Here is a 21850-nt window from a genome sequence, read left to right on the forward strand (position 1 = left end):
GCTCAGGCCGCCGGCCGACCCACGGTCACCGTGTTCCGACCACCCGCCTTGGCGACGTAGAGTGCCCGGTCGGCCCGGTCATAGGCGGCCCCGACGGTTTCTTCCGTGCCGCTGCACAGGCAGAGCCCGACCGACAGTGTCACATAGACCCGGACCCCGGATTGCAGCGTCACCGGCCTGGCCTCGATGATCCGGCGCAGCCGCTCTGCGGCCTTCCTCGCGGGGGCGAGGGCGCAATCGGGCAGGGCAACGAGGAATTCCTCTCCGCCGATCCGGCCCAGCAGGTCGCCGTCGCGCATGTTTCGGGTCAACCGCCGCGCCACTTCGCACAGCACGATATCGCCACCGGCATGGCCATGCGTGTCGTTGATCCGCTTGAACCGGTCGATGTCCAGGATCATCAGCCCGTAGGGACGATTCCGCAGCTTTGCATCGCGGGCCATCGCGGCCAGCCGGGCAAAGGTGGCGCGTCGGTTCAGCAGGCCGGTGAGCCCGTCGGTGGCGGCCAGCCGCAGGCCCTCGGCCAGGGTGCGCCGCCGCCGTTCTCCGGCGCGCTTCTGCCGCAGCCGGGCGCGCAGCCGCAGCACCAGCTCATCGGCGTCGAAACCGCCCGAGAGCACGTCCCCCGCGCCGAGGTCCAGCGCCATGATGTCGAATTCCGGTTCCTGCCCGCCGCCGACCACCAGCACCGGGGAAGACCGGGTGTCCTGCCGGACCCGGAGCTCGGCAATCAGCCGCAGATCGGTCAACCGGGCCTGTTCCGCCCCGATCACGAAGATGTCCGGCTTCGGCTCCTGCCGCAGCCGGTCGAACAGGGTCTCTGGCCGGTAGATGGCGATCCGGTCGCGAATACGGCCGTCCAGCGCGGCTTTCCAGCGCAGCGCGGCGGTGCGATCCGTGTTGACGATCCCGATCAGCCCCGGCGGCTGCGGGCGCAGGGCGACATGCGCCTCGATCGCCAGGGATTCGACATCCACCGGCAGCTCGCGCGGCAGGTCGCGCAGCAGCGAACGGACGCGCGCCAGCAGGGCGGCGTCATCCAGCGGCCGGGCCAGGTAATCCGCCGCCCCGGCCGCCAGAAACTTCAGCCGCGCTTTCTGGCTGGGTCTGGAGCCGACGACGATGATCGGCAGATCGGCGCGGGCCGGATCGCCTGCAAGGCTGCGGCAGAACCGCCTGGCCCCGCCGGGTCCGTCGATCCGGTCCGAAAGGATCAGCAGTCGCGTCTTGCCCTCGGCCAGCGCGATCCGCGCCGCGGCCGGACCCGGGGCCAGCGCAACCTCGTAGCAGGCCGCGGTCAGCTTGGTCTTCAGGTTGATCCTGTCGGTCGCATCGTTGTCGACGATGAGCAATCGATCCGGCATAAGGCTCCAGGGGGTAAGCATGTGAATGTGTGACTATTCCCCGCGAGAGGTTAACAAAGCGTTTAGCTTGGTTAGGGAGTTCTGAAGATGCGGCGGGAAGATGCCGAAGTGGTCGCGCTTCAGGTCCTGGCATGGCTGGCCGGAAACGACGAATTGTGGCCGGTGTTCCTGGGCTCGACCGGTGCGACGGGCGATCTGCGGACGGCGGCGCAGGATCCCACGTTCCTGGCGGCCCTGCTGGACTTTCTGACCCAGGACGACGCCTGGGTCATGGCGTTCTGCGATGCCGAAGGGCTGAGTTACGAGACCCCGATGGCCGCACGTCAGGCGCTGCCGGGCGGCGGCATGGTTCACTGGACCTGAACCGGGCCGAGGATAAGGCTTCCTTCAACTGTCCTAAGAAGAGGTGAAATTCCGCCTCGCGACTCGCCCGTTCCGGGCGGGACGGTCCTAGAGACCCTGCATCGCGTCGCCGCCGCGTGCTTTGGCCAGCAGCCGTTCCAGCTCGCGATGTTCGTCGGGGGTCAGCCGGGCCGCCATCACCCGGTTGTTGGCGATCGCCAGCGGCGTGCCCTCGTCCAGCCGCTGCCGGCCCTTTGCGGTCAGCCCGACCCGGGTGGTGCGCCGATCCGCGGTGCCGTTCTGCCGCGACACCAGCCCCGCGGCCTCCATCTGCCGCAGCGCGCGCGAGGTTGCGGTCCGGTCGATGCCGACGAATTCGGCGATGTCCGAGGGCTGGGTCAGCGCCTCGTTTCCGACCGCCAGCAGGATGCACCAGCTGATCCGGGTCAGGCCGAGCTTCTTCAGCCCCTCGTCCAGGCGCCGCTCCTGAATCCGGCTGGTGACGGAAAGCTGGTAGCCCAGGGATTGATGCAGGCGATAGGGCGGCAGTCTGTTCATGCGCCGATCCTGTAAGGCGCGCCGGGGGCTGTCAACTCTGCTCGACCTGTGCCAAACAGCAAAAAAACATCGAAGATGCGGCGGGTTAGCGGCCGGTTCGATGGGATACCGGGAGGCGGAGGATGACATTGCACGGGCTGCTGTTCGACAAGGACGGGACCTTGTTCGATTTTGAGGCGACCTGGGGCGCCTGGACCGCCAAGCTTCTGGCCGATCTGTTCCCCGGCCCGGTGGGCGCCGAGGTTGCCGAGGTGCTGGGCTTCGATCCCGGGACGCTGCGCTTTGCCGCGCACAGCCCGGTGATCGCCGAGACGTCCGAGCAGGTGGCCAGCCTGATCCTGCCGTTCCTGCCGGGCTGGGAGAAACCGGCCCTGATCCGGCACATGAAGACCGAGGCGGCCGGAACGGCGCTGGTGGCGCCGGTGGACCTGCAACCGCTGATCGCCGATTTCAGGGCTCGCGGGCTGGTGCTGGGGCTGGCGACCAACGACGACGAAAGCTCGGCCCGGGCGCATCTCGAGACCGCCGGGATCGCCGGGAGTTTCGGCTTCGTCGCTGGCTATGACAGCGGCTGGGGCGGCAAACCTGCGCCGGGGCAGGTGCAGGCCTTTCTCGACTGGTCGGGGCTGGCGCCGGGCAGCGTGGCGATGGTCGGGGACAGCCTGCACGACCTGCACGCCGGGCGCGCCGCCGGTTGTCGCACGGTGGGCGTGCTGACCGGCCCGGCCACCGCCGAGGCGCTGGCGGGGGAGGCCGACGTGGTGCTGCCCGACATCGGCCATCTGCCGGGCTGGCTCGACAGCATCGCCGCCGAGGGTTGAGGCTCAGGCCGCGGTGCCCGCCGGGGCGCGGTGCTGCTCGGCCTCGCTGCGCCATTGCGTTTCGGGCAGGCGGGTATAGATGCCTGCGTCGCGCGTCATCATCCGGTAGCCGATGAACTCGCGCCGCAGGGTGGCGGTGTCGGGATGGACCTCGGCCAGACGGGCGTTCAATTCCTTCTCCGGCAGCACCTCGCCATCGGCGAAATTCCGGGCGATCTGGGCCAGGACCACCCGCCGCTTGCGCCGCGAGGCGGGCAGTTCTGTCAGTTTGCCATCGCGCAGATAGGTCGCCAGGACCTTTTCTTCCCAGGCGGCTTCGGCGCTTTCGGGCGCGCTGTCCGCTGCGGCGACGCTGGCGAAGAGGTCGCGGCTGAGCCGGCGCAGCGCTTCTGCATCCAGCGCATAGAGATGCCTTGTCCCGTCCTGCGTCATGCTCACCAGTCCGGCGGACTTGAGCCGCGCCAGATGGTGCGAGACGGTCGGCTCCTTCAACGCCAGCGCCGCCGCCAGCGCCTCGACCGAGGTCGGAGCCTGGGCCAGCAGGCCCAGCAGCCGCAGGCGGCTTTCGTCGGCCAGCACCTTCAGCAGTGCCAGCAACTCGGCAAGTCGGCTGTCATCGGTCATGAAGAACTCCTTCGGCAGCAATCTAATTAGACGTGTATCGAAATTAAATGTGGCCGGCAAGCCCCACCCGATCGGCGACGGGGCCGCCGGATGAGCCCACAGGTCGGAAAGCGACCATTCACGTCGCCTTCCGTCAGGCGAGCGGCCCGTCGTCACACCATTGTCGGGGGACGACAGCCCAAGGAGAGCCGCATATGATCGAGGACCAACCGCGCCGCAGACGCCATGGCGGACGCTCTGGCAATGCCCGCCGGTCCAGCAGCTTCCAACTCGACCAGATGCCCTGGCGCATCCCGGTCAATACAGACCGCCCGACCGAACCGCTGGATGAAGAGGGCGTGGCGCGGATCCACGATGCCGCGATGCGCATCCTCGAAGAGATCGGTGTCGAGTTCTACCACGACGAAGCGCTCGCTCTGTTCAAGAAGGCCGGCTGCACCGTCGAGGGCACCAATGTCCGGATGGGCCGCGACTGGGTGATGGAGATGGTCGGCAAGGCGCCGCCAAGCTTTACCCTCACCCCGCGCAATCCCGACCGCGCCGTGACCATCGGCGGCAAGCACATGGTCTTCGTCAATGTCTCCTCGCCGCCGAACTATTTCGACCTCGAAACCGGCAAGACCCCGGGCACCCGCGAGCAATGCGCCAACCTGTTGAAACTGACGCAGTATTTCAATTGCATCCATATCGCCGGCGGCTATCCGGTCGAGCCGGTGGACGTGCATGCCTCGGTCCGGCATCTCGACGTGCTGTTCGACAAGCTGACCCTGACCGACAAGGTCTGCCACGCCTATTCGCTGGGCAAGGAGCGGGTCGAGGACGTGTTCGAGATGGTCCGGATCGCCGGCGGCCTCAGCCATGAGGAATTCGAGGCGACGCCGCGGATGTACACCAACATCAACTCGACCTCGCCGCTCAAGCATGACACGCCGATGATCGACGGCTACCTGCGCTGCGTGCGGCGCGGGCAGGCGGCGGTGGTGACGCCCTTCACCCTGGCCGGGGCGATGGCGCCGGTGACGATGGCGGGGGCGGTGGCGCAGTCGATCGCGGAGGGGCTCTGCATCATCGCGCTGGCCCAATATGTCCGCCCCGGCGCCCCCTGCGGCTTCGGCACCTTCACCTCGAATGTGGACATGAAGTCCGGCGCTCCGGCCTTTGGCACGCCGGAATACATGCGCGCCACCCAGATGACCGGGCAGCTGGCGCGGTTCTACGGGCTGCCGCTGCGCTCGTCGGGGTCCTGTGCCGCCAATGTGCCGGACGGGCAGGCGATGTGGGAAACCTCGAACTCGCTCTGGGCGGCGGTGCAATCGGGGACCAACATGGTCTATCACGCCGCCGGCTGGCTGGAAGGCGGGCTGATCGCCAGCCCGGAGAAATTCATCATGGACTGCGAGGTGCTACAGCAGATCGAGCGCTACTTCGAGCCGGCAACCTATGCCTCGACCCCCGAGGACCTGGCGGTGGACGCGATCCGCGAGGTCGGCCCGGCGGGGCATTTCTTTGGCACCAGGCATACCGAGGAACGCTACGAGAAGGCCTTCTATCAGCCCTTCCTGTCGGATTGGCGCAACTATGAAGGCTGGCGGCTCTCGGGCGCGGTCTGGACCGCCGAGCGGGCGCACAAGATGTTCAAGGACATCATCGGCAGCTTCCAGCCGCCTCCGATGGACCCGGGAATCCGGGAAGAGCTGGAGGCCTTCGTTGCCCGCCGCAAGGCCGAGGGCGGCGCCCCGACGGATTTCTAGCCGCGGGTCGCGCGGGGCCGTCATCGCCCGCCGAATTTGCTGTCGCGCCGTCACGGGCGTGGTAATCTGCACCCGGGCCGGCGGGCCGGGCGTCCTGTGACGCCGGGCCGATCCGCTGCGCGGGCCCGGTCCGGCCATGGTTGCCGGACCTTCCTGCGGACAGGACGTTCATCATGGCTGATCGCCAGCAACGCGGTAACAAGGAAGCCAAGAAACCGAAGAAGGAAAAGGCCAAGCCGCCGGCAAGCGGCTCGGCTCCGACCGACGGGTTGAGCATTTCGAAGATGCAGGGCAAGGGCAAGAAATAGCCTCGACCCGACACATGGGCCGGAGCGGTCGCGCTCGGCCCGTGTGTCAAACCGATTTCCCCGACTCCATATCCTCTGTCGCGCCCCGATCCGTCCGGTCGGTGCCGCGCCGTTTCGCCTGACCGAAGACCCCCTGTTCGCGGCGCCATTCCCTCTCCGGCCCCGCATCCCGCTGTGGATTCCTGCCGCGATCCCAGCTATGCCCTCGGCCGAAGTCCAGGGGCAGGAGGCCACTATGGCGGTCGGCATATTCGATTCGGGTCTTGGCGGGCTGACGGTTCTCGAGGCCGTGGAAAAGCGGTTGCCGGAGGTGCCCTTCGTCTATTTCGGCGACAACGCCCATACGCCCTACGGGGTGCGCACCGCCGACGACATCTACGAGCTGACCACCCGGGGCGTGCAGCGGCTCTTCGATGCCGGTTGCGATCTGGTGATCCTGGCCTGCAACACCGCCAGCGCCGCGGCCCTGCGCCGAATGCAGGAACGCTGGGTGCCGGAGGACAAGCGGGTGCTGGGCGTCTTTGTCCCGCTGATCGAGGCGTTGACCGAACGGCAATGGGGCGACAATTCCCCGCCGCGCGAGGTGGCGGTGAAGCATGTCGCGCTGTTTGCCACCCCGGCCACGGTGCGCAGCCGCGCCTTCCAGCGCGAGCTGGCCTTCCGTGCCATCGGCGTCGATGTCGAGGCACAGGCCTGCGGCGGCGTGGTGGATGCGATCGAGGAAGGCGACATGATCCTGGCCGATGCGCTGGTGCGCAGCCATGTCGAGGCGCTGATGCGCAAGATGCCGGAACCCGACGCGGCGGTGCTGGGCTGCACCCATTACCCGATCATGGCCCAGAGCTTTCAGGAGGCCCTGGGGCCGGATGTGCGGGTCTTCAGCCAGGCCAGCCTGGTGGCCGACAGTCTGGCCGACTATCTGTCGCGCCGCCCGGCCATGGTCGGCCCGGGGCAGGAGCGGGCCTACCTGACCACCGGCGATCCCGACCGGGTCGGCCGTCAGGCGACCCGGTTCCTGCGGCGAAAGGTCGAGTTCCGCGCAGCGTGATTTGTGATAGGCAGGCCGCGGCCCTAAATTGGGCAGAGGAGGCCGCATGACCCAGACCGAGATCAATCCCGCACCAAAGCCCCGCCTGCCGGGAAGCCGCGGGATGCTGGGCCTGAAGAAGCGCCGTCGGGTGCAGATCATCCTGCTGGCCGTGGTCGCGCTGGCCCTGTCCACGGCGCTGATCGGCTATGCCATGCGCGACGGGATCAACTTCTTCCGCTCGCCGACCCAGGTGCTGGAAGCCCCGCCCGGCCCGGCAGAGGTGTTCCGGATCGGCGGTCTGGTCGAGGAGGGCTCGCTGGTGCGCGGCGAGGGCACCGAGGTGAGCTTCCGGGTCACCGACATGAATGCCTCGGTCCCGGTGCGCTATTCCGGCGTGCTGCCGGACCTGTTCGGCGAAGGCGAAGGCGTGGTGGCGATGGGCCGCTATGACGGCAGCAGCTTCATCGCGACCGAAATCCTCGCCAAGCATGACGAAAGCTACATGCCCAAGGAAGTGGTGGATGCGCTGAAGGATCAGGGCGTCTATGTTGAGCCCGAGAAGTAGCAAGGGGCAGGGGATCGGTGCAGGGTGCGTGAGATCTCGCATCCTGCGGTCCCTGTAGGGTGCATGTTCGCAGGCACCACCTTCCCCGTCTTTCCCCCGTCTTCCGCCGCAGCGCACGTTCCCTTGCCGGCCTGTTAACCACACCGGCGCAGTCTGGACCCCGTTTCAGGACGAATGGAGGTCCGGATGCTCTCGGTGGAGCGGATTGCCGATCAGATCATCGCCCGCGAAGGCGGCTATGTGGATGACCCCGACGACCCCGGCGGGGCGACGAAATACGGCGTCACCATCGGGACGCTGCAACGGCTCGGCCGCGACCTGGACGGCGACGGGCGGGTCACCCTTGCCGATCTGCGGCGGCTGGGCCGGGCCGATGCCCGGGAGATATTCCTGCGAGACTACTACCGCCGCCCCGGCATTGACCGGTTGCCCGAGGTGCTGCGGCCGCCGGTCTTCGACATGTATGTCAACGCCGGCGCCAATGCGGTGAAGATCCTGCAGGCATTGCTGAACGACATGGGCCAACGGCTGGCGGTGGACGGGCTGATCGGGCCGCAGACCATCGCCGCGGCCGATCTGGCCTATCGCATCGCGCCCGGGCATCTGGCCGATGCCTACGGCATCGCCCGGCGGAACTGGTACTACGCGCTGGCCGATGCCCGCCCGGCGTCGCGCAAATACGTCCGGCGCCGCGACGGCGGCAAGGGCGGCTGGATCCGCCGCGCCGAGGCGTTCATCAGCCCGCGTTACCGGCTCAGCGAGGCGGAACATGCAAGGAGGGTCGCGGCATGGGGCTGATCCGGGACCTGTTCGCGCTGCTCTTCGGCTCGGGGCGCAATCTGGTGGCGGAAACCGCCGAGGTCTTCCGGCCCAATGCCGAGGCCCAGGCGGGCCGTGACGCGGCGCAGGCGCAGGCGGCGCTGGCCCAGTTCGGGGCCGAGTTCCTGGCGCCGCCGCGCCCCGGCCGCTTCGACCGGATGATGGACGCCCTGAACCGGCTGCCCAGGCCGATGCTGGCACTGGGCACCGTCGGCCTCTTCGTCAGCGCCATGACCAACCCGGTCTGGTTCGCCAGCCGGATGCAGGGCATCGCCCTGGTGCCCGAGCCGCTCTGGTGGCTGATGGGGGCCATCGTCAGCTTCTATTTCGGTGCGCGCCATCAGGCCAAGGGGCAGGAGTTCCAGCGCTCGATCGCCGAGACCCTCAGCCGGACCCGCGAGGTCGGCGCCAATCTGGCGGCGCTGTCGGCCTTGCAGGCGGGGTTCGGACTGCCGCCGGGCAGCCTGGGCGACCCCGAGGCCGATCCTGCCGCCGCTGCCGCCGAACGCGCGGTACGGGCCGGGGGCACCAATGCGGCGCTGGACGACTGGCGCCAAGGCCTGGCGGGGGGCGTGGATGCCCGATAGCCTGTGGCTGCCGCTGCTCACCGAACACGGGCCCTGGGCGCTGATGGTCTTCTACCTTCTCTGGCGCGATCAGCAGAAAGAGGCGGCCACCCGCGAGGTGCTGAACCGGAACTCGGTCGTTCTGGCCGAGATCACCACACTTCTGCGCGAGCGTCTGCCGCGTGGCGCCGGTTGAGGAGGCCGTGATGCGCAAGAGATTTAAGACCGTCTGGATGGGTCGCCGGTTGCGGCAGGCCTTTGCCCGCAACGCCCGGATGGTGGCCGAACTGGACCGGCTGCTGCGGCACCGGGGCCTGCCCGGGCCCTGACCCCAACGGCGCTGCGACCATTTGTGTAGCGCCCCGGAACCACCGGGCCTTTCGCCGTGGCGGGCGGCAGCGTAGACTGCCGCCATGATAGCTGAATACGGACATTTCGCGCTGGTGCTGGCCTTTGCCGTGGCGCTGGTTCAGACCGTGGTGCCGATGATCGGGGCGCAGAAGCGCTGGACCGGCTGGATGGCGGTGGCGGAACCGGCGGCGCTGATCCAGTTCGTCGCCGTCGTGGTGTCCTTCGGCGCGTTGATGCATGCCTTCGTGACCTCGGATTTCTCGGTCGCTCTGGTCGCCAACAATTCGAATTCGCTGAAGCCGATGCTCTACAAGGTCACCGGCGTCTGGGGCAATCACGAGGGGTCGATGCTGCTCTGGGTGCTGATCCTGACCCTGTTCGGCGCCGCCGCGGCGCTGTTCGGCGGCAATCTTCCGGCGCCGCTGCGGGCGCGGGTGCTGGCGGTGCAGGGCTCGATCTCGGTGGCCTTCCTGGCCTTCCTGCTGCTGACCTCGAACCCGTTCCTGCGGCTGGCCAACCCGCCGCTTGACGGTGCCGACCTGAACCCGCTGCTGCAGGATCCGGGCCTCGCCTTTCACCCGCCGTTTCTCTACCTCGGCTATGTCGGTCTCAGCATGGCCTTCAGTTTCGCCATCGCGGCGCTGATCGAGGGCCGGATCGACGCCGCCTGGGGCCGCTGGGTCCGGCCCTGGACCCTGGCCGCCTGGATGTTCCTGACCGTCGGCATCGCGCTTGGCTCCTGGTGGGCTTATTACGAGCTTGGCTGGGGCGGGTTCTGGTTCTGGGACCCGGTCGAGAACGCCAGCTTCATGCCCTGGCTGATCGCCGGTGCGCTGCTGCATTCGGCCATCGTGGTGGAAAAGCGCGAATCGCTGAAGGCCTGGACGGTGCTGCTGGCGATCATCGCCTTCGGTTTCTCGCTGACCGGCACCTTCATCGTCCGTTCGGGCGTCATCACCAGCGTGCATGCCTTTGCCAATGACCCCGAGCGCGGGGTCTTCATCCTGGCGATCCTGGCCTTCTTCCTGGGCGGCGGGCTGCTGCTTTTCGCGGCGCGGGCCGGGGCGATGGAGGCCAAGGGCGTCTTTGCCCTGGTCAGCCGCGAGTCGGCACTGGTGCTGAACAACATCCTGCTGGTCGTCTCGGCCTTCGTGGTGTTCACCGGCACGCTCTGGCCGCTGTTCGCGGAGTTCGCCTGGGGCCGGAAACTCTCGGTCGGCGCGCCGTTCTTCGAGGCTGCCTTCACACCCTTCTTCGTCGTTCTCGCATTGGTTCTGCCGGTCGGCGCCCTGCTGCCGTGGAAGCGTGGCCGGCTGGGCCGGGCGTTGTGGCAGCTGCGCGGGGTTCTGGCGCTGGCGCTGGCGGCGGCCCTGGCGGCCTGGGTCTGGGGCACCGGACGTTCGGCCCTGGCGCCGGTCGGGGCCGGGCTGGGCGTCTGGCTGATCGGCGGGGCGCTGCGCGATCTCTGGCTGCGCTGCGGGACCGGGGGGCTGTCGCGGCTGACCCGGCTGCCGCGTGCCGATTTCGGCCGGGCGCTGGCGCATGGCGGGCTCGGCATCACCATCTTCGGTGTTGCCGCGATCACCGCTTGGTCGGTCGAGGATATCCGCGTCGTGCAGGAGGGAGAGAGCTTCACCCTGGGCGGCTATGAGCTGACGCTGGTCGATGTGAGCCAGGGGCAGGGGCCGAACTACGTGACGACCAAGGCCGATGTGCTGGTCAGCCGGGACGGGACCGAAATCGCGCATCTCTATCCCGAGAAGCGGGTCTATCCGGTGGCCGGGATGCCGACCACCGAGGCCGCGATCCGGAGCCGTCCCTTTGGCGATCTCTATGTCGTCATCGGCGATGCGCAGGCCGATGGCGGCTGGGCGGTGCGGACCCATATCAAGCCCTTCGCGATGTGGATCTGGGGCGGCGCGATCCTGATGGCCCTGGGCGGGCTGGTCTCGCTTCTGGATCGCCGCTACCGGGTGGCCGCCGGGGCGCGCAAGCCGGTTCCCGGCGGGGTGCCCGCCGAATGAGGCGGCTTGTCCTGATCCTGGCGCTGCTCTGGCCCCTGGCCGCCGCGGCGGTGACGCCGGACGAAATGCTGCCCGATCCGGCGCAGGAGGCGCGGGCGCGCGAGATTTCCCGCCTGCTCCGCTGCCCGGTCTGCCAGGGCGAGACCATCGACGATTCCGGCGCCGATATCGCCGCCGACCTGCGGGTGCTGGTGCGCGAGCGGATTCTGGCCGGCGACAGCAATGAAGAGGTGATCAAGTATATCGTCGATCGCTATGGCGAATATGTGCTGTTCCTGCCGCCGGCCAGGGGCGTGAACCTGGTGCTCTGGATCGCCGGCCCGGTGATGCTGTTGCTGGCGCTGATGCTGGCCTGGATGGCCGCCCGGCGTCGCAGGGCCAGCGCCACGCCCTCGGAGCTGAATGCCGAGGAACAGGCCCGGCTGGAGCAGATTCTGAAGAACTGACGGGCCGTTTCGCTTTCCTTCCCGGGCGCCGTGCCTATCGTGGCGACACCAGAAGGGGACGACAATGCAGTATCAGACCATCCAGACCAGCCTGGCCGACGGCGTGGCCACGATCACCCTGAACCGGCCCGAGGTGATGAACGCGCTCAACACCCAGATGCGGGCCGAGCTGCTCCATGCCGTCAGGGAACTCGGCGCGGCTGCGCGGGTGCTGGTGCTGACCGGCGCGGGCCGGGCCTTCTGCTCGGGGCAGGACCTGGGAGACCGGGTGACCGCCGCGGACATCGACATGGAACGGACGCTGCGCGACGAATACGAGCCGCTGATCCGGGCGATTACCGATTGTCCCGTGCCGACGATCTCGGCGGTGAACGGTGCCGCGGCGGGGGCGGGGGCCAATCTGGCGCTGGCGGCCGATGTGGTGATCGCCGCCGAAAGCGCGGTCTTCCTTCAGGCCTTCACCCGGATCGGCCTGATCCCCGACGCCGGCGGCACCTATTGGCTGCCGCGGCAGGTCGGCTTTGCCCGCGCAATGGGCGCGGCCCTGTTTGCCGAGCCGGTTTCGGCGCGCGACGCGCAGGCCTGGGGGATGATCTGGGAAGCCGTGCCGGATGCTTCGTTCGAGGCCCATGTCGCCGCGCGGGCCGGCAAGCTGGCCAAGGGGCCGACACTGGCCTACCGCCATCTGAAGGAAACCCTGCGGGCCAGCCTTGGCAACGATCTGGAAACCCAGCTGACGGTCGAGGCCCATGCCCAGGGCGCCTGCGGCCGCAGCCGCGACTTCAAGGAGGGCGTTCTGGCCTTTCTGGAAAAGCGCCCGGCGAAATACGAAGGGCGCTGATCCGGGCCGGCCTATCTCGGGCTGCGCACCCCGTAGCCGACGCTTCCTGAATCGGATTCGTAGTGATACTCGACCCCGCCATCGTCGCGGCTGACCACATCGGTCACCGTCGCGTTGAAATAGTCGTTGGGTCGGCAGTTCACCGAATAGTCGGACTCGCAGATCTGCGACGAGAACCGGCTGCCGTCGAACTCGATGAAGCCCAGCGTGCCGCAGAGATAGCCCCCGACCTCGAAATTGCTGCCGCCGACGCCGTAGAAGGAATACCAGTTCCAGACCGCTTCGGCCGGCCGCTCGCCCCTGTCGTAGGCCGCGCAGGGATGCGTCGCCACCTTGTCCGATGTGCCCGGCTCGAACCCGGTGCCTTCGCCGGCGATGACGTCGGGGTCATCCAGCCCGCCGCCACCCGAGCCGCCATTCCCGCCCGCGGCTCCGGCATTCCCGCCCGCCGGCACCGGGCCGCGGGTGCTGCGCGGCGGTGGCGGGGGCGGCGAGACCAGATTTGCCCCGCAGACCGGCAGCCCGGCATATTGCCCGATGGTGAAGTCGTAGTTCCGGAAATTCGTGTCGATGTGGTAGTCCATCGCGTCGAAGAACAGGTCGTAATACTCGAAGTCCTGGGTCCGGTTCCGCACCAGCGCATAGGCGTTGTCGCATTTCATGCACTCGTGCTGCCAGTCGTGATTGTTGTCGAAGAAATCGTCGATGTAGAGCATCGCATGGCTCATCACCCCGACGATCCTGAAGCAGTCGTTCCAGTTGCTGATGCAATCCTCTCCGGCGTCATCCATCGCGGAGAGCTCGGTCCGAACGTCGAAGAGCATCTTGTCGGCCCAGTCCAGCCGGTCCGGTATCTCGCATCCCGGAGCCGAGACCTGGGCGGTAACGCTGTGGCTCACAAGGCAGAAGCTCAGGGCGAGGGCGGCGGGGCGCAGCTTGGGCATGGCGTCTCTTCCGGCAACGGGGATGACCGCCCCCCATGTGCCGTCCGGCGATGCCCGGACCGTCAGACGCGATCGTTGATTGACGCAGCGTAACCCGTAAGCCCGCCCCTGCCAAGAAAATCGCGCTGGCCGATCCGCGCAACGCAAAAGGCCCGGAGCGATGCTCCGGGCCCTTGTGTTCGTCAGGCTGTCGCGGCTCAGCGCCGTTCGACATCCACGTAATCGCGCCGTCCCGGGCCGGTGTAGAGCTGCCGCGGCCGGCCGATCTTCATCTGCGGGTCCGAGATCATCTCCTGCCACTGGCTGATCCAGCCCACGGTCCGCGCCACGGCGAAGATCGGGGTGAACATCGAGGTCGGGAAGCCCATCGCCTCCAGGATGATGCCGGAATAGAAATCGACGTTCGGATAGAGCTTCTTCGAGATGAAATACTCGTCTTCCAGCGCGATCCGTTCCAGTTCCTTGGCGACCTGCAGCGTCGGGTTGTTGTGGATGCCCAGAAGCTCCAGCACCTCGTCCGCCGATTGCTTCATCACCTTGGCGCGGGGGTCGAAGTTCTTGTAGACCCGGTGGCCGAAGCCCATCAGACGCTTGCCCGAGGTCTTGTCCTTGGTCTGTTCGATATAGTCCGGGATATTCTCGACCGTGCCGATCTCGCGCAGCATTTCCAGCGCCGCCTGGTTGGCGCCGCCATGCGCGGGCCCCCAGAGACAGGCGATCCCCGCCGCGATGCAGGCAAAGGGGTTGGCGCCCGAGGACGAAGCCAGCCGCACCGTCGAGGTCGAGGCATTCTGCTCATGGTCGGCATGCAGCATGAAGATCCGGTCCATGGCGCGTTCCAGCACCGGATTGACGACGTAATCCTCGGCCGGCACGGCAAAGCACATGCGCAGGAAATTGGCGGCATAGCTCAGCGAATTGGCCGGATAGACGAAGGGCTGGCCGATCGAATACTTGTAGGCCATGGCGGCGATGGTCGGCATCTTGGCGATCAGCCGGAAGCTGGCGATCTCGCGCTGGCGCGGGTCCGAGATGTCGGTCGAGTCATGGTAGAAGGCGCTCATCGCGCCGACGACGCCGACCATGGTGGCCATCGGATGCGCATCCCGCCGGAAGCCCCGGAAGAACATGTGCATCTGCTCGTGGATCATCGTGTGCCGGGTCACGGTGGTCTCGAAATGCTCGAGCTGCGCCGCGTCGGGCAGATCGCCGTAGAGCAGCAGATAGCACATTTCGAGGAAATGCGATTTCTCGGCCAGCTGGTCGATCGGATAGCCGCGGTGCCACAGCTCTCCGGCATCGCCGTCGATATAGGTGATCGCCGAGTCGCAGGCGGCGGTCGAAGTGAAACCCGGGTCGTAGGTAAAGACATTGCCCTGGCTGTAGAGCTTGCGGATGTCGATCACATCCGGGCCTTCGCTGCCTGACAGGATGGGCAGCTCGACCTGCTTGTTGTCAAAGGTCAATGTCGCGCTCTTGTCCGTCATTCCTGTCTCCTTCACCATCAACCGGATCGGTCAGCCCGCCGAGTCTTGCAGCCGGGCGAGTGTTTCGTCGCGGCCTAGAACCAGCATCATGTCGAAAACGCTCGGGGTCGCGGTGCGACCGGCCAATGCGGCCCGTAACGGGCCCGCAAGGACGGCGAATTTGAGGCCCCTGGCGTCGTTGAAGCGGGCAATTTCCGCCTCAAGCGTGTCTCGCATCCAGCTAGCAGTTTGCAGGTGCGGCGTCAATTCGGCCAGCAGCGCGCGGGCCTCGTCGGTCAGAAGTGCGGCCGCCTTCTCGTCCGGCTGCACCGGCCGCTCGACCAGACAAAACCGCGCTTTCTCAATGAGGTCGATATAGGTCTTCGCCCGATCCTTCAGGCAGTACATGGCCCGGCCCAGCCGCTCGACCTGGCCGTCGTCCAGCGGGTCGCGGCCGGTCGCGGCCAGGAATTCCTGCACCTGCGCAACCAGCGCGGCATCCTCTGTGGCGGCGATATGCTTGCCCGACAGGTTGTCGAGCTTCTTCGGGTCGAGCCGCGCCGGCGCCCGGTTGATTCCGCTCAGGTCGAACCAGTCGCGGGCCTGCGCATCGGTAAAGAATTCGTCATCGCCATGGCTCCAGCCCAGCCGCACCAGGTAGTTGCGCAGCGCGGCGGCGGGATAGCCCATCGCCTGCCAGTCCTCGACCCCCAGGGCGCCGTGCCGTTTCGACAGTTTCTTGCCGTCCGGCCCGTGGATCAGCGGGATATGGGCCCAGACCGGCACCTGCCAGCCCATGGCATCGTAGACCAGCATCTGGCGGGCGGCGTTGTTCAGGTGGTCATCGCCGCGGATCACATGGGTCACGCCCATGTCATGGTCATCGACCACCACGGCGAGCATGTAGGTCGGGCTTCCGTCCGAGCGCAACACGATCATGTCGTCGAGTTCCGAGTTCCGGATCGTCACCTCGCCCTGCACCTGATCGCGGATCACCGTCACGCCGTCCTGCGGCGCCTTGATCCGGATCGCATAGGGCGCGTCGGGATGGGTTGCCGGATCGGCATCGCGCCAGGGCGAACGGAACAGGGTCGAGCGGCCCTCGGCCCGTGCCGCCGCGCGGAAGGCCTCGATCTCGTCCTGCGTGGCAAAGCACTTGTAGGCAGAGCCACGGGCCAGCATCTCGCGCGCCACGGCGGCATGCCGCTCGCGCATCGCCCATTGGCTGACCGGCTCGCCATCCCAGTCGAGTCCCAGCCAGCGCATCCCGCGGACGATCGCCTCGGCGGCTTCCGGGGTCGAGCGGACCCGGTCGGTATCCTCGATCCGGAGCAGGAACCGGCCGTTCCGGCCGCGCGCGTAGAGCCAGTTGAACAGCGCCGTGCGGGCGGTGCCGATATGCATGAATCCGGTGGGCGACGGCGCGATCCGTGTCACCACCGGGGCGTCGGGCGGGGTCTGGGAAGCTTGGGACACGGGCGGCATTAACCTTTCAGTAACCTTGGCAGGCGCAGGTTGTGGCCCGGGTCTAGTCAATGATGTGAGGGGTGACAAGGGTGCGGGCCGCCGGCTGGCTTCGGGCGGGGATCGAGGCGCAGAGGGGCATGCTCCTGCCCTGGGTGCCGGTCTGGCTCGGTGCCGGGATCGGATGGTATTTCCATTTGATGTCAGAGCCTTCCGCGGCAGAGTTGATCCTTGCCGCAGGGGCGGCCTGCCTGCTGGCCCTGGGGGGGGCGCACGGGCGCCGTGGCCCGGGGATACTGCTCCTGGCTCCGGCCCTGGCCTGTGCCGGGCTGGCCCTGGCCGGGGCCCGGGCGCATGGCGTCGCCGCCCCGGTGCTGGGCTTTCGCTATTACGGCCCGATCGAGGGACGGGTGATCGCCATCGACCGCTCGGCCTCGCAGGCGCTGCGCCTGACGCTGGACCGGGTGGTGCTGGCGCGGATGGCGCCCGGGCGTACCCCCGAACGGGTCCGGGTCAGCCTGCACGGCCCGCAGGGCTACGTCACGCCGGTTCCGGGCATGCTGGTGATCGTCACCGGCCATCTGTCTCCGCCGGAAGGGCCGGTCGCGCCACGGGCCTATGATTTCCGACGTCAGGCCTGGTTCGACCGGCTGGGCGCCGTGGGCTATACCCGCACCCCGCTGCTGATGCTCGCCCCGCCCGAGCCGGGGCCCGATCTCTGGTTCGGGCGGCTCCGGATGCGGCTCTCGGCGCAGATCCGGGCCGGGCTGCCGGGCCAGGCCGGGGCCTTTGCGGCGGCGATCATGACCGGGGACCGTTCGGCGCTGAACCGGCAGACCTCCGAGACCCTGCGGGGCGCCAACCTGTCGCATCTGCTGGCGATTTCGGGGCTGCATATGGTGCTGCTCTGCGGCACGGTCTTTGCCGCCCTGCGCTTCGGGCTGGCGCTGATCCCGGCCCTGGCGCTGCGCTGGCCGCTGCGCAAGCTGGCGGCGGCCGTCGCGCTGGCGGCGGGGCTGTTCTATGACCTGCTCTCGGGCCGCGCGATCCCGGCCGAGCGGGCCTGGGTCATGGTCGCGGTGATGTTCGGCGCGGTGCTGGTGGACCGGCGGGCGATCTCGCTGCGCTCGGTCGCCCTGGCGGCGCTGGTGGTGCTGGTGACGCGGCCCGAAAGCCTGACCGAGCCGGGGTTCCAGATGTCCTTCGCCGCCACCGTGGCGCTGGTCGCGGCCTTCGCCGGGCTGCGGGCCTGGCGCGGCTGGCGCCCGCCGCGCTGGAGCCGGCCCGCCGTCACCGTGCTGATCGCCTCGGCCGTCGCCGGGTTGGCCACGGCGCCTTTCGCGGCGGCGCATTTCAACCGGATCGCCGATTACGGCCTGTTGGCGAACCTGCTTTCGGTGCCGCCGATGGGGGCGGCGGTGATGCCGTTGGCGGTGCTCTGGGCGGTGCTGGCGCCGCTTGGCCTGGGCGGGCCGGTGCTCTGGCTGATGGGCTGGCCGGTGCGCTGGATCCTCGGGGTCGCGGCCTGGGTCGCCGGGCTGGAGGGGGCGGTGACCCCGGTTCCGGCGCCGCCCGGGGCGGTGCTGCCACTGATCGCCGCCGGCGGGCTGATCCTGGCCTTGTGGCAGGGCCGCGGGCGGCTGGCCGGTCTGGCGCCGCTGGCCCTGGGGCTGCTGCTCTGGACCCAGGTCGAGCGACCGGCGCTGCTGGTCGCGGGCGAGGGCGCGCTGCTGGGGCTGATGACCGAGGAGGGGCGGGCGCTGTCGAAAGCCCGCGGCCAGGGGTTCGCGGCGAAGAGCTGGCTGGAAGACGATGGCGACCGGGCGACGCAGGACGCTGCGGCGCGGCGGCCGGGGATGCGGCGCCTCGATGGCGAGGTCGCGCTGCAGGTCGCCGGGCTGCGGCTGCGCCAGTTCTCGGGACGCGGCGGGGCCGAACGCGCCGCCGCCGCCTGCGGCAGCGCCGATATCCTGATGCTCACCGGCCCGGCCCCCGAAAGACCCGCCTGCCTGATCTGGGACCGCGCCCTGATGCGCGCCACCGGACCGCTGGCGATCTGGGTCACGCCGGACGGGCCGCGGATCGAGACCGTCGCCGGGACCGCCGGGCGGCGGCTCTGGACCCCGCCGGCGAACCGGCTGCCCAGGCTCCTGATGCCGGCCGGGATGGCGGCCCGGGCCCGGGTGCCGACCGGGGAGAGGATGCCCTGACCTCGCGCCTGCGGCAGGCCGGGGCCTCCGGCGGGGATATTTGAAAGATGAAGCCGGCGGGGTGCGCGAGACAGGCGCGGCCGGTTGCCCGATGGCGGCCGGCGCGCCGTGCCTAGTAGCTGCGGATCAGCCCGACCAGGCGACCCTGCACCTTGACCTGATCGTCACGGTAGACCCGTGTCTCATAGGCCGGGTTGGCGGCCTCCAGCGCGATCATCCCCTGGCGGCGGCGGAACCGCTTCAGCGTCGCTTCCTGATCCTCGACCAGCGCCACCACGATATCGCCGTTGTCGGCGGTCTGGGTCTCGCGGATCACCACGATATCGCCGTCGTTGATCCCGGCCTCGATCATCGAATCGCCCCGGACCTCCAGCGCGTAGTGCTGGCCCTGGCCCGAGAGCATCGAGCCGGGCACCGCGACATGATGCGAGACCTCGCTGATCGCCTCGATCGGCACCCCGGCGGCGATCCGGCCCAAGACCGGCAGTTCCATCGCCGCCGCAGCCTCGACCGCCATGGCGCCGCGCGGCGGGCCCGCGGCGGGGCGGTCGCCCTCGATCACCTTGGGCGAGAAGCCGGATTGCGCCGCCGTCGCCGAGAACCCGGGCCGCAGCATCGCGTCGGGCAGCTTGACGATCTCGATCGCCCGGGCCCGATGCGCCAGCCGCCGGATGAAGCCACGCTCTTCCAGGGCGGTGATCAGCCGGTGAATGCCGGATTTCGAGCGCAGGTCGAGCGCATCCTTCATCTCGTCGAAGGAGGGCGGAACCCCGTCGCGATCCATGCGTTTCTGGATGAAATCCAGCAGTTCCAGTTGCTTGCGGGTCAGCATGCGGGGCCTCCGACAGGGCGTGTTCGGGCTATGTTCTACACCCGTTCCCGTTGTGTGTCAACGGCGTCGGTCGGCTCAGAAATCGATGTACTCGACCAGATCGCCCGCGGCGGCGGCGGGGGCATTCGGGGGCCGGACGATCAGCGCCTCGGCCCGGGACAGGATCGACAGCAGCGAACTGTCCTGGCGGTCGAAGGCGGCGATTCCGTCGCCGTCGCGGCGGGCCCGCATGTAGTGCTCGCGCGGGCCGTTGGCGGCCAGCGATGCGGTCAGCCTGGCCTTGCGGCGCGGCACCGGCCGGGCCGGCAGACCCTGCATCACGGCCAGCAGAGGCTGCACGAAGATCACCCCGCAAACCATTGCCGAAACGGGATTTCCCGGAAGACCGACCAGGACCGATCCGGACATCCGCCCGGCCATCAGCGGTTTGCCGGGGCGCATCGCGACCTTGTAGAAGGCGGTCTCCATGCCCAGGCTCTGGGCCACCGGGCCGACCAGGTCGTAATCGCCGACCGATGCGCCGCCGATGGTGATGACCAGATCGGCGCCGCGGGCCAGCTCGAAGGCCTTGGCGAGCGCGGCTTCGGTATCGCGGGCGATCGGCAGCAGCCGCACCTGCGCCCCGGCCCGCTGGAACAGCGCCGCCAGCCCGTAGCTGTTGGAAGCGATGATCTGGCCGGGGCCGGGCGTTTCGCCGGGCTGCACCAGTTCGTCTCCGGTGGCGATCAGGGCCACCTCGGGGCGGCGCCGGACCGGCAACACGGGGTGGTTCATCGCGGCCAGCAGCGCCACGTCGGCGGGGCTGAGACGGCGCGGCGCGTCGAGCGTGTCGCCGGTCGAGAAATCGGCACCGGCCGGGCGGATGTTGCTGTCATCTCCGATGCTGTCGCCGAGGGTGATCTCGTCTGAAGTTCGGCTCGTATCTTCCTGGATTACAACGAAATCTGAATCCTGCGGCACCGGTGCGCCGGTGAAGATGCGGACCGCTTCGCCGGGGTTCAGCCGGCCGCTCCAGACCGCGCCGGCCGCAGCCTCTCCGACCACCTTGAACCTGGCACCGGGCGCCACCTCGGCGCGGCGCAGGGCGTAGCCGTCCATGGCCGAGGCGGCGAAGGGCGGCTGGTCGCGGCGTGCGGCGAGCGGCCGGGCCAGCACCCGCCCGGCGGCCTGCAGCAGTGGCACCTCTTCCACCCCGGTCGGTTCGGCCAGTGCGAACAGCTTGTCGAGAGCTTCGGAAACCGTGATCATTTCGCTTCGTAACGTCCTGATTTTCCGCCGTCTTTCAGGATCAGGCCGATCTCTCCGATGACCATGCCCTTTTCGACCGCCTTCAGCATGTCATAGACCGTCAGGCAGGCCACCGAGACCGCGGTCAGCGCCTCCATCTCGACCCCGGTCTGGCCCGAGGTCTTGACCGTCGCCTCGACGGTGACGCCATCTTCGTCGGTGCCGAGGTCCAGCGCCACCTTGGTGATCGGCAGCGGGTGGCAGAGCGGGATCAGCTCGGAGGTGCGTTTCGCCGCCATGATCCCGGCCAGCCGCGCCACGGCCAGAACATCGCCCTTTTTCGCGCTTCCTTGTTTCACGATTTCAAGGGTTTCCGGCGACATCTTCACGTGGCCGCGGGCCACGGCCAGCCGGTCGGTGACCGGCTTGCCGGAGACATCGACCATATGCGCCTGACCGTCGCCGTCGAAATGGGTGAGCCCGCTCATGCCGGCACCGGGGCGGCGAGCAGGGCGCGGGTCGCGGCGGCGACATCGGCCTGCCGCATCAGGCTTTCACCGATCAGGAAGCGGCGGGCGCCGACCCGGGCCATCCGGGCCAGATCGGCGGGGGTGGAAAGACCGCTTTCCGCGACAAGGCTGCGATCCGGTGGCAGATGCGGCGCCAGCGTCTCGGTGGTGGCGAGGTCGGTGGTGAAGCTGTGCAGGTCGCGGTTGTTGATCCCGATCAGCGGCGAGGCCAGGCGCAGGGCGCGGTCGAGCTCGGCGCGGTCATGCACCTCGATCAGCGCATCCATCTGCCAGTCGCGGGCCGCGGCCTCGAGTTCGGCGGCCTGGGCATCCGAGACCGAGGCCATGATGATCAGGATTGCATCGGCGTGCAGCGCCCGCGATTCGACGACCTGCCAGGGGTCGTAGAGGAAATCCTTGCGGATCGCCGGCAGGGCACAGGCGTTGCGGGCGGCGGCGAGAAAGGCATCGTCGCCCTGGAATGACGGCGCGTCGGTCAGCACCGAGAGGCAGGTTGCGCCGCCGGCGGCATAGGCGGCGGCCAGCGCCGGCGGGTCGAAATCGGGGCGGATCAGACCCTTCGATGGCGAGGCTTTCTTGATCTCGGCGATCAGCCCGTAGCCCTTGGCGGCGGCATCGTCCAGCGCCCGGGCAAAGCCCCGGACCGGCGGCGCGGCGCGGGCTTCGGCCTCGATCGCGGCCAGCGGCCGGGCGGCCTTGCGGGTGGCGATCTCCTCGAGCTTGTAGGCTTTGATCTTGTCGAGAATGGTTGGCATCGGCTCGGTCCC

General features: G+C 68.6%; 24 protein-coding genes. 14 read left to right on the forward strand and 10 right to left on the reverse strand.

Translation table 11 applies throughout. The features are described 5' to 3' along the window. Positions 1-2: 2 nt before the first annotated feature. Positions 3-1364, reverse strand: a complete 1362-nt coding sequence (locus tag NUW50_RS14170; protein ID WP_258289786.1) for a diguanylate cyclase domain-containing protein — start codon at positions 1362-1364, stop codon at positions 3-5. A gap of 87 nt (positions 1365-1451) precedes the next feature. Between NUW50_RS14170 and NUW50_RS14175 the strand changes: the two genes are divergently transcribed. Then, on the forward strand, positions 1452-1727 hold the full coding sequence (locus NUW50_RS14175; protein ID WP_258289787.1) for a DUF3572 domain-containing protein: 276 nt from the start codon (positions 1452-1454) through the stop codon (positions 1725-1727). A gap of 87 nt (positions 1728-1814) precedes the next feature. Here NUW50_RS14175 and NUW50_RS14180 read toward each other — a convergent pair whose 3' ends face one another. Next, complete coding sequence (locus NUW50_RS14180) at positions 1815-2264, reverse strand: MarR family winged helix-turn-helix transcriptional regulator (protein WP_258289788.1); 450 nt, start codon at positions 2262-2264, stop codon at positions 1815-1817. A 122-nt stretch (positions 2265-2386) separates the two neighbouring features. On the opposite strand from NUW50_RS14180, the gene NUW50_RS14185 reads away from it, so the two are divergent. Next, positions 2387-3085: an HAD family hydrolase gene (locus NUW50_RS14185; RefSeq protein ID WP_258289789.1), complete on the forward strand. Its 699-nt coding sequence runs from the start codon at positions 2387-2389 to the stop codon at positions 3083-3085. A 3-nt stretch (positions 3086-3088) separates the two neighbouring features. Here NUW50_RS14185 and NUW50_RS14190 read toward each other — a convergent pair whose 3' ends face one another. After that, a complete protein-coding gene (locus tag NUW50_RS14190; protein ID WP_258289790.1) occupies positions 3089-3709 on the reverse strand; it encodes a DUF2087 domain-containing protein in 621 nt (206 codons plus the stop codon). Positions 3710-3903: 194 nt separating this feature from the next. Between NUW50_RS14190 and NUW50_RS14195 the strand changes: the two genes are divergently transcribed. The 11 genes from NUW50_RS14195 to NUW50_RS14245 all read left to right on the forward strand — a co-directional run bounded on the left by NUW50_RS14195 (position 3904) and on the right by NUW50_RS14245 (position 12410). After that, on the forward strand, positions 3904-5460 hold the full coding sequence (locus NUW50_RS14195) for a trimethylamine methyltransferase family protein (RefSeq protein ID WP_258289791.1): 1557 nt from the start codon (positions 3904-3906) through the stop codon (positions 5458-5460). Between the two features lie 173 nt (positions 5461-5633). Further along, entirely contained in the window at positions 5634-5768 is a 135-nt protein-coding gene (locus tag NUW50_RS14200) for a hypothetical protein (protein ID WP_258289792.1), read from the forward strand. Positions 5769-6003: 235 nt separating this feature from the next. After that, entirely contained in the window at positions 6004-6816 is an 813-nt protein-coding gene (locus NUW50_RS14205; protein WP_258289793.1) for a glutamate racemase, read from the forward strand. 103 nt (positions 6817-6919) lie between these two features. Beyond that, positions 6920-7363: a cytochrome c maturation protein CcmE gene (gene ccmE / locus NUW50_RS14210; RefSeq protein WP_258290155.1), complete on the forward strand. Its 444-nt coding sequence runs from the start codon at positions 6920-6922 to the stop codon at positions 7361-7363. A gap of 186 nt (positions 7364-7549) precedes the next feature. Further along, the gene (locus tag NUW50_RS14215; protein ID WP_258289794.1) at positions 7550-8161 is read left to right on the forward strand and encodes a holin-associated N-acetylmuramidase; all 612 of its coding nucleotides are present in this window, start codon (positions 7550-7552) and stop codon (positions 8159-8161) included. After that, positions 8152-8769 carry a holin family protein gene (locus tag NUW50_RS14220; protein WP_258289795.1) on the forward strand — a complete coding sequence of 206 codons (618 nt, stop codon included), beginning with the start codon at positions 8152-8154 and terminating at the stop codon, positions 8767-8769. The genes NUW50_RS14215 and NUW50_RS14220 overlap by 10 nt, the downstream gene beginning before the upstream one ends. After that, positions 8759-8944, forward strand: a complete 186-nt coding sequence (locus NUW50_RS14225; protein WP_258289796.1) for a hypothetical protein — start codon at positions 8759-8761, stop codon at positions 8942-8944. Before NUW50_RS14220 ends, NUW50_RS14225 begins: the two co-directional genes overlap by 11 nt. Positions 8945-8954: 10 nt before the next feature. Then, positions 8955-9077, forward strand: a complete 123-nt coding sequence (locus NUW50_RS14230) for a hypothetical protein (RefSeq protein ID WP_258289797.1) — start codon at positions 8955-8957, stop codon at positions 9075-9077. An 84-nt stretch (positions 9078-9161) separates the two neighbouring features. Continuing rightward, positions 9162-11123, forward strand: a complete 1962-nt coding sequence (locus NUW50_RS14235) for a heme lyase CcmF/NrfE family subunit (protein WP_258289798.1) — start codon at positions 9162-9164, stop codon at positions 11121-11123. Beyond that, entirely contained in the window at positions 11120-11569 is a 450-nt protein-coding gene (locus NUW50_RS14240) for a cytochrome c-type biogenesis protein (RefSeq protein ID WP_258289799.1), read from the forward strand. Before NUW50_RS14235 ends, NUW50_RS14240 begins: the two co-directional genes overlap by 4 nt. Positions 11570-11633: 64 nt before the next feature. After that, positions 11634-12410 carry an enoyl-CoA hydratase-related protein gene (locus tag NUW50_RS14245; protein ID WP_258289800.1) on the forward strand — a complete coding sequence of 259 codons (777 nt, stop codon included), beginning with the start codon at positions 11634-11636 and terminating at the stop codon, positions 12408-12410. Positions 12411-12421: 11 nt separating this feature from the next. On the opposite strand, the gene NUW50_RS14250 is transcribed toward NUW50_RS14245, so the two are convergent. From NUW50_RS14250 to gltX, 3 genes are all read right to left on the reverse strand, one after another. Further along, positions 12422-13354, reverse strand: coding sequence for a hypothetical protein (locus tag NUW50_RS14250; protein ID WP_258289801.1), 933 nt, complete (start codon positions 13352-13354; stop codon positions 12422-12424). 197 nt (positions 13355-13551) lie between these two features. Then, the gene (gene gltA, locus NUW50_RS14255; RefSeq protein WP_258289802.1) at positions 13552-14841 is read right to left on the reverse strand and encodes a citrate synthase; all 1290 of its coding nucleotides are present in this window, start codon (positions 14839-14841) and stop codon (positions 13552-13554) included. A gap of 30 nt (positions 14842-14871) precedes the next feature. Continuing rightward, positions 14872-16296, reverse strand: coding sequence for a glutamate--tRNA ligase (gene gltX, locus NUW50_RS14260; RefSeq protein ID WP_258289803.1), 1425 nt, complete (start codon positions 16294-16296; stop codon positions 14872-14874). Positions 16297-16367: 71 nt separating this feature from the next. Between gltX and NUW50_RS14265 the strand changes: the two genes are divergently transcribed. Beyond that, positions 16368-18494 carry a ComEC/Rec2 family competence protein gene (locus NUW50_RS14265; RefSeq protein WP_258289804.1) on the forward strand — a complete coding sequence of 709 codons (2127 nt, stop codon included), beginning with the start codon at positions 16368-16370 and terminating at the stop codon, positions 18492-18494. A gap of 112 nt (positions 18495-18606) precedes the next feature. Here NUW50_RS14265 and lexA read toward each other — a convergent pair whose 3' ends face one another. The 4 genes from lexA to trpC all read right to left on the reverse strand — a co-directional run bounded on the left by lexA (position 18607) and on the right by trpC (position 21838). Next, positions 18607-19326: a transcriptional repressor LexA gene (lexA, locus tag NUW50_RS14270; protein ID WP_258289805.1), complete on the reverse strand. Its 720-nt coding sequence runs from the start codon at positions 19324-19326 to the stop codon at positions 18607-18609. A 75-nt stretch (positions 19327-19401) separates the two neighbouring features. Then, positions 19402-20574, reverse strand: coding sequence for a molybdopterin molybdotransferase MoeA (locus NUW50_RS14275; protein ID WP_258289806.1), 1173 nt, complete (start codon positions 20572-20574; stop codon positions 19402-19404). Beyond that, positions 20571-21041 (reverse strand): cyclic pyranopterin monophosphate synthase MoaC, encoded by a 471-nt coding sequence (gene moaC / locus NUW50_RS14280; RefSeq protein WP_258289807.1) that lies wholly within the window; start codon positions 21039-21041, stop codon positions 20571-20573. The genes NUW50_RS14275 and moaC overlap by 4 nt, the downstream gene beginning before the upstream one ends. Further along, positions 21038-21838 (reverse strand): indole-3-glycerol phosphate synthase TrpC, encoded by an 801-nt coding sequence (gene trpC, locus NUW50_RS14285; protein WP_258289808.1) that lies wholly within the window; start codon positions 21836-21838, stop codon positions 21038-21040. The genes moaC and trpC overlap by 4 nt, the downstream gene beginning before the upstream one ends. Positions 21839-21850: the final 12 nt, after the last annotated feature.

The organism is Frigidibacter sp. ROC022, assembly GCF_024723735.1.
GTDB lineage: Bacteria > Pseudomonadota > Alphaproteobacteria > Rhodobacterales > Rhodobacteraceae > SLM-1.